Raw genomic sequence first — 16,635 nt, 5'->3', positions numbered from 1 at the left:
TGACTGGTTTAAAGTGAATTATGGATTTTATTACCCGTGAATGGTTTCTTTTTTTCCGTATTTGGCAATTACCGTAGCCTCATACTCCAGCCATTCTTTCCAACGTTTATCAACGTCGACTTTTCCGGCATATTGTTTGGCAAATTTCAAAAATGTGGTGTAATGACCAGCTTCACTAACCATTAAATCGTGGTAGAATTTGGCTAATTCCTGGTCTTCAATATTTTGGGATATTACGCGGAAGCGCTCACAACTGCGAGCTTCAATCATAGCAGCGAAGAGTAAACGCTCAATTAAGGCATCCTCTCTGCTACCGTCTTTTCTGCAAAATTTTACCAGATCGTTTACATAATCGTCTTTACGCTCTCGACCTAAAGTCAATCCACGTTCTTTAATGATGTTGATGACCATTCTGAAATGTTCCATTTCTTCAATAGCAATATTGGTCATTTCGGCAACCAAATCTGGCTTTTCAGCGTTGTTGATGATGATGTATATCGCATTTGATGCTGCTTTTTGTTCACACCAGGCATGATCGGTTAGAATTTCTTCGATATTGGATTCTACAATATTAACCCAACGTGGGTCGGTAGCTAATTTTAAACCTAACATTTTCTAAAATTTTATACAAAAGTAAACCCTTTTTTGGATTTATTGACTGATGCTAACTATTTTTGGAGATGCAAAAACCGAAACTCTTAGTCATCAGTTCAGTTTGGGTTGAACCCAAATCTTCAGCGGCTGGAAGTAGAATGCTCCAGCTAATTGTTTTTTTTCAATCCATTGGTTACGAGGTGATTTATTCCAGTACTGCACTAGATTCTGAATATGCACTAGATTTGAAAATGTTTGAGATTCAAACGCATGCAGTTCAATTGAATGACAGTTCTTTTGATGTTTTTGTTTCTGAACTTCAACCTGATGTTGTTTTGTTTGATCGGTTTATGGTTGAGGAACAATTTGGTTGGCGCATGGATATAAACTGCCCTCAAGCACTCAAAATTTTAGATACTGAGGATTTGCATTGTTTGAGACATGCGCGAAGAGAAGCGTATAAGAAAAACATCTGCTTTTCAGAAGAATTGCTTTTTTCAGAAATTGCAAAAAGGGAAATTGCCAGCATCTTTCGTTGTGACCTTGCCTTGATTATTTCTGAATATGAGCTGGAGTTGCTAAAAGACTTTTTTAAAGTGAATGAGGAACTATTATTCTACCTTCCTTTATTAGTTGATGACTCTTTGATGAATAATTCCGCTGAGTTATCGTTTGAAGAAAAAAAGGATTTTGTTTTTATAGGAAACTTTCTTCATGAACCAAATTGGAATTGTGTACAAGTGCTAAAAAATGAGATTTGGCCTGAGCTCAGTAAAAAGATTCCTGATGCAGTTATGCTAATTTATGGAGCTTATCCTAGTCAGAAAGTGTTTCAGTTAAACAATCCAAAGGAACGTTTTTTAATCAAAGGAAGAGCTGAAAATTCACAAAAAGTTATTGAACAGGCAAGAGTTCTGTTGGCTCCAATTCGTTTTGGTGCAGGAATAAAAGGAAAATTATTAGAGGCAATGATTTATGGAACTCCCTCAATTACAACCACTATAGGAGCCGAAGCAATGGCAGGCAAGCTTACTTGGAGTGGAATAATTGCCGATGATAACAATAAATTTATTGATGCTGCTCTGGAACTTTATACCAATAAAACAGCTTGGACAGCAACACAAGAAAATGGTTTTAAAATTATTTGTGAGCGGTTTTCCTCAAGTGATTTTCTAAACGATTTGAAACTAAAAATCGATTTTTTATTGAATAATTTAAACAAGCACAGATTTCAGAATTTTATCGGAGCAATGTTACAGCATCATACTATGCAAAGCACGCGTTATATGTCTAAGTGGATTGAAGAAAAGAACAAGAAGTAGTTTCTTAAGTGTTGATTTCTAAATCACTAATATAATCTTGATATTCATAAAAGAAACGCTCAAAGGCATCCATATTTTCGTTGAAAAAGTCGAAAATTTCCTCCCATGTAGCTTTGTTATAAAGACTGATTCCTGTTTTTTCAACCCAAATACGACTGTTAACATGACCGGTTTCGAGATAGAAATTGCGTTCAAAAATGGCTTCCGGTATAAATTCTTCCAGTAAGATTGTTTTCAAAGATTCGATTTTCTCGTAGTAAATCTTTCTTTTTTCATCGTCACGGCATTCAATATCGATTAAAACCTGAGCCTTTTTATTGTCGATATAAAATTTGAAAGAGAAGTCTTTTATTTTGGTGTCGTATAACAGCCATTTCCTTGGATAAGTCTCTGCAAAGGCTGTCCAAAATTCTTTTTTTATGCGTTGTGCTTCTTCTTTACTGAACATAATTCTTTGAGTAAAAGTTTGTTAAAACTAATTTTAGCGGTAACTTTATAGTTGGTTCCCTAAATTTTGTAAACTAAAAAATGGATTTTCTGGATTTTTTAAAATACTTGCCAAAAATAGAAAAAGAAAAGTTACTTTCTGTAGAAGCGCACATGAAAATGGCTCCGTTGGAAAGAGTTTCTTCGTTGTCATCTCAGGACTATTTGGATAAAAATCCGCGTAGGGCTGCAGTGATGATGCTTCTATACCCTAAAAACAACGAAGCGCATCTGGTGTTGATTGTTCGTAATTCTTACCCCGGGATTCATGCTTCACAAATAGCATTCCCCGGAGGAAAAGTAGAAGTGACCGACATCGATTTAAAGCACACCGCACTAAGAGAAACCCATGAGGAAATAGGTGTGAAACCTGAAACAGTTCAAGTAATAAAGCCTTTCAGTGAACTTTATATTCCGCCAAGTAATTTTCTGGTTTCCCCTTTTTTAGGCGTGGTGCATGATGAAATACAGTTTTATCCAAGTCCTTATGAGGTGAAAAAAATATTAGAGTTGCCCTTACGTGAGCTTTTGGATGATTCGATCATAACGCAAGTAGTGATGTCTACTTCTTATGCCAGTAATATAAGTGTTCCGGTTTTTAACGTTGATAAATATGTGGTTTGGGGCGCCACGGCCATGATGATGAGTGAACTTAAAGAAACTATTAGAAAAGTGCTCTAAATGAATTAAATGTTTAAATTTGCACCTCTTTTTTAGAACTTAATTAACAAAAATTATGGGATTGTTTAAAAGAAATCCTTTTGGTCATATACTTTTTATTAAAACCTGGCTGATTCGCATTTTTGGAGCACTTACGCACAGACGTTACCGTGGTTTTAATCAGTTGCATATAGATGGTTCGGAAATTATCCGAGCACTTCCCGATAAAAACGTATTGTTCATTTCCAATCATCAAACTTATTTTGCTGATGTGGTTGCGATGTTTCACGTATTCAATGCAAGTTTAAAAGGGCGCGAAGACAATATTCGTAATATCGGATATTTATGGCGGCCGAAACTGAATATTTACTATGTTGCTGCCAAAGAAACCATGCAGTCTGGGTTTTTGCCAAGAATTTTATCTTATGTAGGAGCAATTACCGTGGAGCGTACATGGAGAGCAGGAGGAAAAGACGTTGCCGAACACGAACGAAAAGAAGTAAATCTAAACGATACCGAAAATATAAAAATTGCTTTAGCTGACGGTTGGGTAATTACTTTTCCGCAGGGAACAACCCGTTCATTTAAACCGGTTCGTAAAGGAACGGCTCATATTATTAAACAGCATAAACCGATAGTGGTGCCCATTGTGATCGACGGTTTTAGACGTTCTTTCGACCGAAAAGGCCTTCGTTTAAAAAAGAAAGGTATTCTTCAATCTTTTATCGTTAAAGAGCCTTTGCAAATCGATTATGAAAACGAAACCATTGAAGAAATCGTTGAAAAAATTGAATATGCAATCGAGCAACATCAATCGTTTTTAAAAGTTATTCCTCAGGAAGACATTGATGAAATGCAAGAATTGGACCGTCAGCGTCAATGGAATTACTAAATGATACAAAATAAAAAAGAGGCCTAAGCCTCTTTTTTATTTTACTGCTTCGACTTTGTAGCCTGCTTTTCGCAAAAGCATAATTACTCCGTTCTCACCGCCTAAGTGCGCTGCACCCACACCAAAGAAAGTAGGTTTGGCTTTAGAAACCTCTGTAATTTTTGAAATCCAGTTTTTGTTTCTCTTAGTTAGCAAATCGTCTTCGTATTTTGAAGAGATTACATTATCAGATTTTCTGGAAAGTTCAATCATGGCATTCAGATCTTCAGTTTTATAAACCTCCAGAAGTTTCTGAATTTCTTTTTTATCATTTTCTAAGTTATTTTTAGCGGTTTTAATTAGCTCATTCATTTGATCCTTATAAGGAATTGCATCAAAAACAAGCATCTGGTCTTCCGGGGATTCCAAACCGAAAATTTCTTCGTTTTGTTCTTTGCTGAGCTTCATTAATTCATTTTCAATCGATTGCATCGGACAATTAATCATTTTCGGATACAACATTGCACTGATGAAAAATGGCTTAACCGTATTTAGAAGTTTTGCAGAATAACCTATATTTTTGGTTAAAAACTCATCTACAATTTTAAAATCTTCAGCACTGCATAAAGAGGAAAGGGTAGATCCATTTTTCATCATTATTCCACTCATCATCTTTGTTTGCATGGAAGGGTCGTCCATATCAAGTTCAAGATACAATTGGCTCGTAGCATCCATAGCTTTTTTAACCGATTCCTTTAAAGAAGCATCACAAGTCATGTGGATTGTTCCGAACAAATAGGAAGGCTTGGCCAAATCCTTACCGGATATTTTCCAAAGCAGGGAATTGTCTAGCTTTTGAGCCTGTAAAGACAGTGATCCTAAAACTAAAGCGCTTAAAATCAGTTTTTTCATCTTATAAATCTATTTTTTTTAACTCTTCGTAATTCTTGTGAAGTCTTCTTAACAAAAAACCGTAAATTAATCGGTAGAATAACCAGAAAACCACAAGGAAAACCACAAGGAAAACTAAAGAAATCCCTGTTAAGAATATCCAGAAAACAAGGTTTTTATCACTTCCGGAAACCTGATGCGCAATTTGTGTAAAACGATTGTCGTATTTTATTGTGCCTGTCAGTACAATGATAAATGTAATTGCCATTATGGCTAAATTGTACCAAATATAATATTGAACCGTTTTTCGGGTACGTAAAATGTTTTTCATCAAAGATTTAACATTGTCGGTAGCATCAATGCTTCTAAAGTTTTTGTAAAACAAATAGATGAAAAACACGATCACTCCGTAGTTGATGACCATAATTACATCCAAAATCGTTTTGATGTGGTATATTTCAAGCATTTTGTTGCTTTTGTCGTCTGTGGTGAAAAAACTTATAGCGCTCCACAAGATAATTTCAAGCACACTGATAATGAAAATCCACTTTACAATAGAAGATGACTTCTTATGCAACATTGAATAAATCTCCTTTTCTGATATTTTCGGAAACTGGTTTTCGTTTTTCTTCCAGTCTTTTTTTAATAAATCTAACTCGTCCATATTTCCCTGTTCCTTACGGATTTACTATTTTCTTTAATTTTCCTTTGATTCGGTTCATTTTCACCCTTGCATTCACTTCACTAATTCCCAGTGTTTCTGCTATTTCTGTGTAGTCTTTGTCTTCCAGATACATAAAAACCAATGCTTTTTCAATATCATTAAGCTGATGAACTGCTTTGTATAAAAGTTTAATCTGCTCTTCTTCTTCGTAATTGTATTCGTCGTGGCTGAATTTGTGAATTTTACTGTCAAACTCAATGGTACTGACAGATTTTGTCTTCTTTCGGTAAAGCGTAATAGCCGTGTTTAAAGCTACCCGATAGGCCCAAGTGGTAAATTTTGCCTCGCCACGAAATTGAGGGAAGGCTTTCCAGAGCTGAATAGTGATTTCCTGAAAAAGATCTTTGTGCGCATCTTCATCAGAGGTATATAACCTACAGATTTTGTGGATTATATTCTGATGTTCCTGCAATTGTGATACAAAGGATTGCTCTAAACTCGAATTCATAAACGATTAGTGTTAAAATTTCACCTAATGTTACAAATTTGAAGTTTTTATTTGAAGGAGCAATACTTTTGCGCGTTTTTTCTTCCATATTCCCGCTGTCCGCTTTACAAGGTGCCGCTTCCATCGGGGCTAGCTTCAAACGGTAGTACATTTTTTAAACTTTCTTCTGTTACTTAAAGAAACTTCGTAACTTTATAGAAATCAATTTTGCTATTCAAAAATGAATATTCCCCGTTCCAGTTTTCCGCGCATCGTTATTATTGGCGGTGGTTTTGCCGGAATCAGCTTAGCCAAAAAACTCAAAAATAAAAACGTACAGGTAGTTCTTTTAGACAAACACAATTACCATACTTTTCAACCATTGCTATATCAGGTGGCCACAGGCGGTCTTGAAGCAGGTTCAATTGCTTATCCCATCCGAAAAGTAGTTCAGGAATACACTGATTTTTACTTCCGATTGGCCAATGTGAAAAACATCGACACTGAAAATAAAAAAGTCTTGGCCGATATTGGCGATTTACATTACGACTATCTGGTAATTGCCACAGGTTCCAAAACCAATTATTTTGGAAACAAAGACATCGAGAATTACAGCATGGCGATGAAAACCATTCCGCAGTCACTCAACATCCGAAGTTTAATTCTGGAAAATTTTGAACAAGCTACTTTAACCAATGATATTGCCGAACGTAATGCCTTAATGAATTTCGTAATCGTAGGAGGTGGGCCAACCGGAGTAGAGTTAGCCGGAGCTTTGGCAGAAATGAAGAAGGCCATTCTTCCCAAAGATTACCCTGATTTAGACATTCGAAAAATGGGAATTCATTTAGTGCAGGGAAGTGATCGGTTACTAGATGCAATGACTGTAAAATCTTCGGAAAGTGCAGAAAAGTTTTTGCACAGTTTAGGAGTAAGTATCTGGAAAAATGTTCGTGTAACCAATTACGACGGGCGCACCATTACTACCAATTCCGATTTAACTTTTGATACAGCAACTGTTATTTGGGCCGCAGGTGTAAAAGGAGCTTTAATAAGTGGATTGCAATCTGATTCCCTAATTGAACGTGCCGACCGTATTAAGGTAAACGAGTACAATCAGGTGTTGGGGTATGACAACATTTTTGCTGTTGGGGATATTGCCTCAATGGCTTCAGAAAAAAATCCGTACGGTCATCCGATGATGGCTCAGCCTGCCATACAACAAGGGAACCTACTGGCAGAAAACCTAATTAATGTAATTAAAAATAAACCGATGAAACCTTTCGAATACAACGACAAAGGTTCGATGGCAACCATTGGACGAAACAAAGCCGTTGTCGATTTGCCAAAAGTTCATTTTCACGGTGTTTTTGCTTGGTTTGTCTGGATGTTTGTGCATTTGTTTTCCCTGATTGGCTTTAAAAACAAAGCAGTCGTGCTAATGAATTGGGTCTACAATTACATTAAATTCGATAGAGAAGGCCGATTGATTATTCGACCGTACAAAAAGAAAAATATTCAGAGTTTTACAACGGATGAGATTTAATATCGAAAAGCTTTAGGTTAGTACTTAAAGCTTTTTTGTTTTATAATAATTCACCATCAAATCCACAAACTTGCTGTAACTTTCCAAACCGTCTTTTTGTTGATTGATTTTTAGAAATTTATCGTAAAAAGAATGAAAAACAACATCGATAAACGTTTGATGGCTGTCCCAAAATTGTTGCGTTTCTTCAAAATCTTTCAAAATTCCCGGATGAATTTCAGAGATCAATTCTTTAGTTGAACCTTCTTGAAAATTTTCCATATTTCCCAAACAATAACGCAAAGCATACGAATATCCACAATAATTGAAGTACAAATCATCATTGTAAATCGTTGCCATAAAACCCACAAAATTTGCCTCACTTTCCGAACCGATACCGATTTGGTGCGACATTTCGTGGGCTGTGGTTACCACAAAATTGTGCTTAGGAACCCTATCGTTAACTTGCGCTTCATTGGTAAAAGGATTGAGATAACCACCAAATCCCATATAAGTCAACGGCAAACTTATTAATGAAGGTTTTACCGAATGATCTCTGTAAGTCAGATAAGGATAAATTTTAGCAAGTTCATCGTAACCGTTTTGTGCTTTTTCAAAAATTTGTTCCTGAGTATAGGGAATAACTATTTTAACTGAATCATTTTTAGCTAATTGTGAATGAAGTGCATTTGTTTTTACAATTAGCTGTTTGGTAAATAGCAGCAAGTCTTTTTGAGAATATTCACGTTCGATGTTTAACTTCTGATACATCGGAATCCTTAAATAATTCAGAGCCCAAAGCACATTAAACAAAAAGTAAAAAATCGATACATAACCGATCAGGGTCAAAAAGTTAGATTTCCATTCTGATTTCCATGTTTTACGTTGTTTCCAAAACCATTTAAGCAGAAAGAAAAGAGCAATCCCATAAATCACATCACCAACCGAAAATGAAATATTTCCTAAAGTGATTCTGGAAATTTTGGATAGGATAGGATAGAAGCCGTTGCTGTAAAACCGTTCCACAGTTTCAGGAAATAAGGAAAGAATACGCAATCCGATTAGCTGTACTAAAAGAAACAACGGTAAAATCAATTTTCGGTTCATCGGGGAAATTTTGCTAAAGATAGAAATGAAAATCTAAAGTCATTTTTTAAAATACTGAAAAAATGAAACATATAAGTCATATAAGAGGATTGATATTGGATAAGATCTAAAAACTTATATGGTTAAAAATTAATAAAATTCAGAAACTAAACTTAATAGTCAAACACTTATCGTAAATTTGTAAGACTGAAGAACCACTCAAAACCAGTGTAATGAAGAAGTTAGAGATGCGAAAAAAAGCCATTCTGTTCTGTGACGGAAGCAAATGCGGTAAAGAAAACAAACACAACCGCAAGGTTTTTCGCGGACTGATTAAACAAACCGAGATGAAAGGCGAAGTGGAACTAATCAAGATTCATTGTACCGATAACTGCAAATGTGCTCCGGTAATTGGTTTTCAGCCGGATAATGTGTGGTATGGTGAAGTTTCCGAGAAAAAAATCCCTCAGCTTTTTGAAGAACATGTGGCCCATGCCAGGCTTCTGAATCACGAATAATTTCTTTGAATTTATCGGCCTGATCGTTACAAAACTTCGTAACTTTGACCCACTTTGAATTATTTAACTCTTAAACACTAAACAAACTATAATGAGCCAGGAAGTAAGAAATCTTGAGCCGAAAGCGCTTTGGAACAAATTTGCAGACCTGAATGCGGTTCCGCGCCCGTCTAAAAAAGAAGAGCGTGTAATTGCTTTCATGATGGAATTCGGTCAGAAATTAGGATTGGAAACCATCAAAGACGAAGTTGGTAACGTAATCATCAAAAAACCGGCTTCTGCAGGAATGGAAAACCGTAAAACCATTGTAATGCAATCGCATTTGGATATGGTACACCAAAAAAACAACGATACCGTTTTCGATTTTGACACCCAAGGAATTGAAATGTATGTGGATGGTGACTGGGTTCGTGCAAAAGGAACCACTTTAGGTGCCGATAACGGTTTGGGTGTTGCTACAATCATGGCGATTTTAGAAAGTAAAGACATCAAGCATCCGGCTATTGAAGCGTTATTTACCATTGATGAAGAAACCGGAATGACCGGAGCAATGGGATTAAAAGGAGGTTTGTTAGACGGTCAAATCCTTTTAAATTTAGATACGGAAGAAGATGACGAAATCGATATCGGTTGTGCCGGTGGAGTAGACGTAACAGCGGTTCGTTCTTATGAAGAAGAAGAAACACCGGAAGGTTCAGTAGGTTATACCATTACTGTAAAAGGTTTGAATGGAGGGCACTCCGGAATGGACATCGATAAAGGTTTAGGAAACGCGAATAAAATCATGAACCGTTTATTATTTGATGGTTTTGAGAATTTTGGTTTACAGATAGCAGAAATTAACGGGGGAAGTTTGCGTAACGCTATTCCGCGTGAGAGTGTTGCCAAAGTAATCATCGCGGAAATGTACGATGAGGCTTTCGTGTTCGATATGCAGGAAATCATCAATGATATCAAATTCGAATACAAAGCCACGGAGAAAAACCTAACCATCGAAATCGTTAAATCTGATTTGCCTTCAAAAGTTATGGATTTAGGGGTTCAGGAAGGATTGCTTCGCTCTATTTACGCAGCTCATAACGGTGTTTACAGAATGAGTGCCGATATGGAAAACTTGGTGGAAACTTCCAACAATATTGCCCGTGTAATTGTGAAAGACGGAGAAATCTCGATTCAGAATTTAACGCGTTCTTCGGTAGAATCATCAAAATTTGATTTGGCGAATGCTTTACGTTCAGCTTTTGAATTGTTCGGATGTGAAGTTACTTTTGCAGGTTCTTACCCAGGTTGGACACCAAATGTAAGTTCACCGATTTTAGATGTGCTTACTTCCATCTACGAAAAACAAAACGGATCAAAAGCTCATGTAGTAGCTTGTCACGCAGGTTTAGAGTGTGGAATCTTAGGAACCAATTATCCGGATATGGATATGATTTCTTTTGGTCCAACCATCAAAGGAGCACACAGCCCGGATGAGAGAGCATCGATTTCTTCCGCTCAGAAATACTGGAAATTTGTGATGGAGATTTTGGAAAACATTCCAATGAAAAATTAAAAAGAATCAGTTTTCAGAATAATTACAAAAGGCTTTTCAATTTTGAAAAGCCTTTTGTTTTTTTATAAAGAATTATTTTTTCTTCATCGGATAACTTTCCTTGCTTTCTTTTCCTTCTTTCATTCCGGAAATTTCGGCAACTAAACTATCGGCTGAGATTTTATTGTATGTGATTTTTTGAGGAAAATCATGTTTTGGATTTTCGAACACAATTTGGTTCTCTTCAATACTTGATGCTTTGAATGAAACCGCTTTTCCTTCATTTTGGTTTGAAACTTTAGTGTTGTACAATAAACTGTCATTAACTTGTACAATTTCAATGGTTTCGGTAAACAAAGTGTCTTTTCCGGCCATGAAAATTGTTTTTCCGGTTAAGGTACTGTCGTTTAATTGCGACCATGTTTCGGTTAAATCCCCTTCAGGAGTTGTGTTTCCCCATTCGCCCACAAGCCAGTTTACTTTTTCCAACTGTTCATAGGTTTTGGTTTCGATCTCCTGCGGCTCTCCGTACTGTGCGGAACTTTCATTTCTTTCATGACACGAAACAACCGCAAAAGCAGCTAAAAGTAACGTCGTTTTTTTCATTATTTCATTTAGGTTATTTGACGGGTTAAAGGTAGAGAAAACGTTAATTATTTTGCAAAAAAAACCAAGCCATTTTTCTACTATTTTTTGAACCGATTTTTTTCGTAATTTTGCACTTCCAAAACAGGAGGAAATTACTATGTTAGACAGATTGCAATATGTAAAACAGCGCTTTGACGAAATCTCGGATTTGATTATTCAGCCCGATGTTATCGCCGATCAAAAGCGTTATGTTCAATTGAATAAAGAATACAAAGATTTGAAAGCCTTGGTTGAAAAACGCGAGGAATACATCAATATCGACGGAAATATCAAAGAAGCTAAGGAAATCATCGCTGATGGTTCTGATGCGGAAATGGTAGAAATGGCTAAAATGCAGTTAGACGAAGCACAAGAGCGTTTACCGCAATTAGAAGAAGAGATCAAGTTCATGCTGATCCCGAAAGATCCTGAAGACGCGAAAAACGTAATGGTCGAAATCCGTGCGGGAACTGGTGGAGACGAAGCTTCAATTTTTGCAGGAGATTTGTTCCGTATGTATACCAAATACTGTGAAAACAAAGGTTGGAGAACTTCTGTGGTAGATTTGAACGAAGGAACTTCAGGAGGATTCAAAGAGGTAATTTTTGAAGTAACCGGAGAAGACGTTTACGGAACCTTGAAGTTTGAAGCAGGTGTACACCGCGTACAACGTGTTCCTCAAACGGAAACTCAAGGACGTGTTCATACATCGGCAGCAACGGTAATGGTGCTTCCGGAAGCTGAAGAGTTTGATGTTCAGATTGATATGAACGATGTACGTATCGACTTTTTCTGTTCCTCAGGTCCTGGAGGTCAGTCGGTAAATACCACAAAATCAGCGGTTCGTATGACGCACATTCCAACAGGTTTGGTGGCACAGTGTCAGGATGAGAAATCACAGCACAAAAATAAAGACAAAGCCTTAACGGTTTTACGTTCGCGTTTGTATGAAATGGAGCTTGCCAAAAAGCAGGAAGAAGATGCGAAAAAACGTAATTCTCAGGTAAGTTCAGGTGACCGTTCGGCGAAAATCCGTACGTATAACTATGCGCAAGGTCGAATCACTGATCACCGTATTGGTTTGAGTATCTTCGACTTGGATGGTTTTATGAATGGAAACCTTCAGAAGATGATCGACGAACTTCAATTGGTAGCAAATACCGAGAAACTTAAAGAAAGCGAAGTATTTTAAATAAAAAAGCGAGGTGAATTCACCTCGCTTTTTTTATACCGAATTATTACTGTTTGGCGGTTGCATTTTCTTCTGATTTGGCTCCGATTCTGTTAAGACGGTACATAGTGGAGAATTTGATTTTCAATCCAGAAATTTTTGTATTGTCTTTACCGGATAAACCATTTTTCTCTACCGTATTTTTGTGGGCATCAAGGGCTTCATATAGCAATTTAATTTCATCCCAGTCTTCACGGGAATAAGAATCTTTATTATTGGAAACAGTAGTTACGAAATTGTCATAAACATTGGCGATATTATCTTTGTTTACCCAATTAAAATTCATGTCATCCCCAATTTCAACATCTCTAAATAGTGATTTTCGCAAAGTTTTTTTAGGGTTGACGGCTTCTGTTTTTTGTTTTTCTGTTTCAACGCTAACTCTAAATTCATCGTATTTGGTTGATGTGGCACTTATTTTGTTTTCATAATCTGTTTTATCGGAAACTTCGGCTACGGCATTTTCGGCTTTATTCTTTTTTAAGTTGGTAGTAGCTTCAATTTCTTCCCAATTCTGAATTGCTTCTTTAGAATCTGTTTCACTTAGGGAGTCCACATAGGCTACATACTCATTTACTGTTGTAGTAGCGAATTCTTTTTTTTCATCTTTACACGAAGTCATTGCAGTTACAAGTGTTGCTACCGCAATATAAAAGGTTGCATTTTTCATAGTTTTAAGATTTAAATTGTGTTGAATAGGTTACTTTTTATAACGAATGGCTTTGAAATAGCGTTTCATTGATAAGTGCTAAATTTGAAAGGCTGTCATAAAATGATTTTTTATCTTCAGGGGTAGTTTCCTGCTTTTTGTTTTTTAAATCGTTAGCACTTTTGATTCTTCTTGTTTTAAATGTCTTGAACATGAGACCTAAAATTGTTTTCAAGTTCATTTTTTTTAAAATTCCTGTTGATTTTTTTATTCGTATCATAGTTGTGGTATTTTGTTAGCGCTGTTCATTTTAATTATATTTCCTTTCCTTTTATCAGTCTTAACAAGATTGCAATTACCGCGATTACCAATAAAAGATGGATCAAATTTCCGGCACTGTAAACAAAGAATCCTAAGGCCCATAATATTACCAATACTACCGCGACCATATAAAGTAAATTTTGCATAATTGTTTGGTTTTATTAATTAATAGATAGTTCTAAAAGATTACATTACAAAGTTGCAACAGTTGGTAAGGAGTTGTGTTATAACATATTTTTTAATTGTTATAGAATTTCCATAAGTCAATGTACGAGTGGTTGTAAATAAAAAAATCCCACGATTGTGGGATTAAAATTTAGGCTATTGCAGGGATTAGTTATTGTGTAAATCGGTCGGTAGATAGAAAGTGAATACAGCACCTATATTGGGTTCACCTTTGGCGAGAATATATCCTTTGTGGTTGTCGATGATTTTTTTACAGATGGCTAACCCGATACCGGTTCCATCGTATTCGTTTTTATTGTGAAGACGATTAAAAAGGATGAAAATCTTTTCGGCGTATTCCTGTTCGAAACCAATTCCGTTATCGGTAATGCTGATTTTATAATAAAAATCATTTGGGTTTTTGTTGAGCAATTCATCACTAGAAGCTTTTACTTTTGTGGCTGAAATGAAAATCTGAGGCGCAATTCCTTCTTTGCTGTATTTCATTGAATTCCCGATAATGTTGGTGAATAACTGTTGAATTTGGAATGGAATCACATTTAGTACCGGCAATGTATCACTAATGATCACGGCTTTTTTATCTTCAATGATTGAGGAAAGCTCCAGTTTACTGTTTTGCAGTAAAGTGTTTAAATCGGTAGTTTCGAATTCTTTTTCGGCTTTGTTAGACCTTGAAAATTCCAGTAAATCATCGATTAGGTTTCGCATTCTGTCCGATGCAGCCGTTATTCGCTTGAGGTATTCGTTACCGGTTTCCGATAGATTTTCTGCTTCTTTATCTGCCAAACGGGAAATGAAGGTTTGTATTTTGCGCAGCGGTTCCTGCAAATCATGACTGGCTACATAATTGAAAGCCGTAAGCTCTTTGTTACTGCGTTCTAATTCTGTATTACGCTGTTCAATTTCTTTTGTGGTATTGTATTCCTCGGTAATGTCGCTTGTTGTTCCTACAAGAATTTGTTCACCTGATTTGTTGGTTACCAGTTTGCCGACGGTTTTAAAATAACGAATTTCTCCATCTTCCCGTTTGATACGGTAATTAAAAGACGGCAGGTCGTTATTTGTAGCCATCATTTTTTCCATTGTTCGCTTTACAAAAACGCCATCATCCGGATGGATGTACTTCATATAAGTATCCAGACTGGCTTGAAAGGCGTCGGGCTTACTACCTAAAAGACGAAACATATTATCGGAAAAACGGTACTTGTTCTTTTCAATGTCATATTCCCAGCGGCCAAAATTACCAACGATTTCTGCAATATTTCCAGATTCGTTTGCTATGAGTAATTGGTTGTTGGTTTTTTTAAGTTCATTCAAGTCACGGTTAATTTTTACAAAAGACAATACGGTAAGGATAAGTCCGATAAGAATAACTATGTAGATAAAAATGGGGGTAATAGAAAAGGTGTTTTTATAATTTTCCTGACGAACCGATAGCAGTTTTGTTTCTAAATCTGTCATGTTGGCAATACATTGCCGAATACTGTCCATTGTAGCTTTACCTTTTAGTAGATTTTCCTGGAGTGCTTCCGTTTTGTTTTGTTGGGCAAACACTATGGATTTTTCCATTTGGGCTAAGCGGCTGTTGGTAAGTTTTCTTAAAAGAATGAGGTTTTCGTTTGGCAACTGGCGATTATTTGAAAAATGTTCCAGTACCGTAAGTGAAGTATTGATGCGCAGTCTGGCAAACAAATAAGGCTCGAGAAAAGTAGAATCTTTAGTAATGATATAGCCTCTGTTTCCGGTTTCAGCGTCTTTTATCTGCGACATTAGTTTTTCCAGCTGTAATGACATTTCGTAAGCGCGGGTAACCTGATCTGAAGAATTCGACAGTCGGGTAAGATGTTTGTAAGTGATTCCCGAAATAAAAAAAATAACGGCTATGGAAATCACAAACAGTATTTTTAGAAATAAGGGCGTTCGTATGAATTCAGTAAATTTCATGGAAAGCTTTTTAAGCGTTAAAGGCGTAAAAGAAAGTTGTCTTTATTTAATCCCGAGGTGTGGTATTGCCAATTGATGGTTACTACATCTGAGAGGACTTTTTTCAGCAGATTAAAATCGTTGGGTTTTTTAATATAGATATTGGCGCCACAAACAAAGGTTTCTTCTATGTCTTCTTCCGAGGATGAGGTCGAATAAATGGCAATGGCGATATCGTTGAATTTCTCATTGCGTTTAATTTCATGCAAACATTCGATTCCGTTTTTCTTAGGCATATTTAAATCCAGAAAAAGAACATTGGGGAGAATAGATTCCGGATCATTTAAATAATCCATCAGTTCCACACCGTCTTTAAAAGTATCAACTTTTGTGTTTATTTTCAGTTCGCTGAAGGCATCGGTAAAGAACAGGCGGTCGTCCTGATCGTCATCGGCCAAAATTATGTAGATGTATTCCTTATCCATAAAGTCTTATTTTTTATTGGCGATTTCCCTTCTTTTGGCAATAATACGCTGAAATGCAGAAGGTGTAATGCCTGTGGTGTTCTTGAATTGTGTGCTTAAATGTGCAACGCTGGAATAATTAAGCTGAAAGGCAATTTCGGTTAAGGTTAGTTTGTTGTTTACTATAAGCTGTTTTGCCAATTCAATTTTCTGCAGAATGATGAAATTCTCAATCGAGGTATAGGTAACTTCCGAAAACAGGTTAGAGAGGTAGCCGTAACTGTGATTGAGTTTTTCCGAAAGATAAACCGAACTTTTTATATTGGTGGCATCCTGTTGAAAAACCATTTCTACAATGGTGTCCTTGATTTTTTGAACTAAAATGCTTTTCTGATTTTCAATTACTTCGATGCCATAATTGTTGAGCAGTGCAGTGATTTCTTCCAGTTTTTCCTCTGAAAGATTCTCGAGAAATTCAACTTCGCCAAAGCCCACAATGTTGAACTTTACGTTAAACTCGCTTAGTTTTTCTTCCAGAATTTTTTTGGATAGTGTAGTAAAATCGAATTTCAAAAATGCTTTCATAAATTGATTTT

General features: G+C 36.3%; 20 protein-coding genes. 7 read left to right on the top strand and 13 right to left on the bottom strand.

Annotated features, from left to right (window positions below):
- Positions 1 to 30 precede the first annotated feature (30 nt).
- Entirely contained in the window at positions 31 to 612 is a 582-nt protein-coding gene (locus LZZ90_RS13650; protein WP_237791265.1) for a tRNA-(ms[2]io[6]A)-hydroxylase, read from the bottom strand.
- A gap of 68 nt (positions 613 to 680) precedes the next feature.
- Here LZZ90_RS13650 and LZZ90_RS13645 point away from each other — a divergent pair, with 68 nt between their 5' ends.
- The gene (locus tag LZZ90_RS13645) at positions 681 to 1,916 is read left to right on the top strand and encodes a glycosyltransferase (protein ID WP_237791264.1); all 1,236 of its coding nucleotides are present in this window, start codon (positions 681 to 683) and stop codon (positions 1,914 to 1,916) included.
- 4 nt (positions 1,917 to 1,920) lie between these two features.
- Here the strand turns inward: LZZ90_RS13645 and LZZ90_RS13640 are convergent, their stop codons facing one another.
- Positions 1,921 to 2,364: a DUF4268 domain-containing protein gene (locus LZZ90_RS13640; RefSeq protein ID WP_237791263.1), complete on the bottom strand. Its 444-nt coding sequence runs from the start codon at positions 2,362 to 2,364 to the stop codon at positions 1,921 to 1,923.
- A gap of 80 nt (positions 2,365 to 2,444) precedes the next feature.
- Here LZZ90_RS13640 and LZZ90_RS13635 point away from each other — a divergent pair, with 80 nt between their 5' ends.
- Both LZZ90_RS13635 and LZZ90_RS13630 read left to right on the top strand, forming a co-directional pair.
- Positions 2,445 to 3,083 (top strand): CoA pyrophosphatase, encoded by a 639-nt coding sequence (locus LZZ90_RS13635; RefSeq protein WP_237791262.1) that lies wholly within the window; start codon positions 2,445 to 2,447, stop codon positions 3,081 to 3,083.
- A gap of 55 nt (positions 3,084 to 3,138) precedes the next feature.
- Positions 3,139 to 3,954: a 1-acyl-sn-glycerol-3-phosphate acyltransferase gene (locus LZZ90_RS13630; protein WP_237791261.1), complete on the top strand. Its 816-nt coding sequence runs from the start codon at positions 3,139 to 3,141 to the stop codon at positions 3,952 to 3,954.
- Positions 3,955 to 3,990: 36 nt separating this feature from the next.
- Here LZZ90_RS13630 and LZZ90_RS13625 read toward each other — a convergent pair whose 3' ends face one another.
- From LZZ90_RS13625 to LZZ90_RS13615, 3 genes are read right to left on the bottom strand one after another with little or no spacing between them, the layout of a single operon-like run.
- Positions 3,991 to 4,845 carry a TraB/GumN family protein gene (locus LZZ90_RS13625; RefSeq protein WP_237791260.1) on the bottom strand — a complete coding sequence of 285 codons (855 nt, stop codon included), beginning with the start codon at positions 4,843 to 4,845 and terminating at the stop codon, positions 3,991 to 3,993.
- 1 nt (position 4,846) lies between these two features.
- The gene (locus LZZ90_RS13620) at positions 4,847 to 5,488 is read right to left on the bottom strand and encodes a hypothetical protein (protein WP_237791259.1); all 642 of its coding nucleotides are present in this window, start codon (positions 5,486 to 5,488) and stop codon (positions 4,847 to 4,849) included.
- A 13-nt stretch (positions 5,489 to 5,501) separates the two neighbouring features.
- Positions 5,502 to 5,996, bottom strand: a complete 495-nt coding sequence (locus LZZ90_RS13615) for an RNA polymerase sigma factor (protein ID WP_237791258.1) — start codon at positions 5,994 to 5,996, stop codon at positions 5,502 to 5,504.
- Between the two features lie 220 nt (positions 5,997 to 6,216).
- On the opposite strand from LZZ90_RS13615, the gene LZZ90_RS13610 reads away from it, so the two are divergent.
- Positions 6,217 to 7,521: an NAD(P)/FAD-dependent oxidoreductase gene (locus tag LZZ90_RS13610; protein WP_237791257.1), complete on the top strand. Its 1,305-nt coding sequence runs from the start codon at positions 6,217 to 6,219 to the stop codon at positions 7,519 to 7,521.
- Positions 7,522 to 7,545: 24 nt separating this feature from the next.
- On the opposite strand, the gene LZZ90_RS13605 is transcribed toward LZZ90_RS13610, so the two are convergent.
- The gene (locus tag LZZ90_RS13605) at positions 7,546 to 8,607 is read right to left on the bottom strand and encodes a DUF3810 domain-containing protein (protein ID WP_237791256.1); all 1,062 of its coding nucleotides are present in this window, start codon (positions 8,605 to 8,607) and stop codon (positions 7,546 to 7,548) included.
- Between the two features lie 212 nt (positions 8,608 to 8,819).
- Here LZZ90_RS13605 and LZZ90_RS13600 point away from each other — a divergent pair, with 212 nt between their 5' ends.
- Both LZZ90_RS13600 and LZZ90_RS13595 read left to right on the top strand, forming a co-directional pair.
- Positions 8,820 to 9,104, top strand: a complete 285-nt coding sequence (locus LZZ90_RS13600; protein WP_237791255.1) for a (2Fe-2S) ferredoxin domain-containing protein — start codon at positions 8,820 to 8,822, stop codon at positions 9,102 to 9,104.
- Between the two features lie 91 nt (positions 9,105 to 9,195).
- Positions 9,196 to 10,659 (top strand): aminoacyl-histidine dipeptidase, encoded by a 1,464-nt coding sequence (locus LZZ90_RS13595; protein ID WP_237791254.1) that lies wholly within the window; start codon positions 9,196 to 9,198, stop codon positions 10,657 to 10,659.
- A 72-nt stretch (positions 10,660 to 10,731) separates the two neighbouring features.
- Here the strand turns inward: LZZ90_RS13595 and LZZ90_RS13590 are convergent, their stop codons facing one another.
- On the bottom strand, positions 10,732 to 11,244 hold the full coding sequence (locus tag LZZ90_RS13590) for a DUF6265 family protein (RefSeq protein ID WP_237791253.1): 513 nt from the start codon (positions 11,242 to 11,244) through the stop codon (positions 10,732 to 10,734).
- Between the two features lie 139 nt (positions 11,245 to 11,383).
- Here LZZ90_RS13590 and prfA point away from each other — a divergent pair, with 139 nt between their 5' ends.
- Entirely contained in the window at positions 11,384 to 12,457 is a 1,074-nt protein-coding gene (gene prfA / locus LZZ90_RS13585; protein ID WP_237791252.1) for a peptide chain release factor 1, read from the top strand.
- A 46-nt stretch (positions 12,458 to 12,503) separates the two neighbouring features.
- Here the strand turns inward: prfA and LZZ90_RS13580 are convergent, their stop codons facing one another.
- The 6 genes from LZZ90_RS13580 to LZZ90_RS13555 form a co-directional block, all read right to left on the bottom strand.
- Positions 12,504 to 13,166 (bottom strand): hypothetical protein, encoded by a 663-nt coding sequence (locus LZZ90_RS13580; RefSeq protein WP_237791251.1) that lies wholly within the window; start codon positions 13,164 to 13,166, stop codon positions 12,504 to 12,506.
- Between the two features lie 37 nt (positions 13,167 to 13,203).
- The gene (locus tag LZZ90_RS13575; protein ID WP_237791250.1) at positions 13,204 to 13,425 is read right to left on the bottom strand and encodes a hypothetical protein; all 222 of its coding nucleotides are present in this window, start codon (positions 13,423 to 13,425) and stop codon (positions 13,204 to 13,206) included.
- Positions 13,426 to 13,459: 34 nt separating this feature from the next.
- Positions 13,460 to 13,612: a lmo0937 family membrane protein gene (locus tag LZZ90_RS13570; RefSeq protein WP_237791249.1), complete on the bottom strand. Its 153-nt coding sequence runs from the start codon at positions 13,610 to 13,612 to the stop codon at positions 13,460 to 13,462.
- Between the two features lie 187 nt (positions 13,613 to 13,799).
- Entirely contained in the window at positions 13,800 to 15,596 is a 1,797-nt protein-coding gene (locus LZZ90_RS13565) for a sensor histidine kinase (RefSeq protein WP_237791248.1), read from the bottom strand.
- Positions 15,597 to 15,613: 17 nt separating this feature from the next.
- Positions 15,614 to 16,060, bottom strand: coding sequence for a response regulator (locus LZZ90_RS13560; RefSeq protein WP_237791247.1), 447 nt, complete (start codon positions 16,058 to 16,060; stop codon positions 15,614 to 15,616).
- A 6-nt stretch (positions 16,061 to 16,066) separates the two neighbouring features.
- A complete protein-coding gene (locus LZZ90_RS13555) occupies positions 16,067 to 16,624 on the bottom strand; it encodes an AraC family transcriptional regulator (RefSeq protein WP_237791246.1) in 558 nt (185 codons plus the stop codon).
- Between the last annotated feature and the right edge of the window lie 11 nt (positions 16,625 to 16,635).

The organism is Flavobacterium sp. SM15 (assembly GCF_022012335.1).
Lineage (GTDB): Bacteria > Bacteroidota > Bacteroidia > Flavobacteriales > Flavobacteriaceae > Flavobacterium.
The sequence above is the reverse complement of the archived record's forward strand: the minus strand, read 5'-3'. Positions and strand labels throughout refer to the sequence as shown.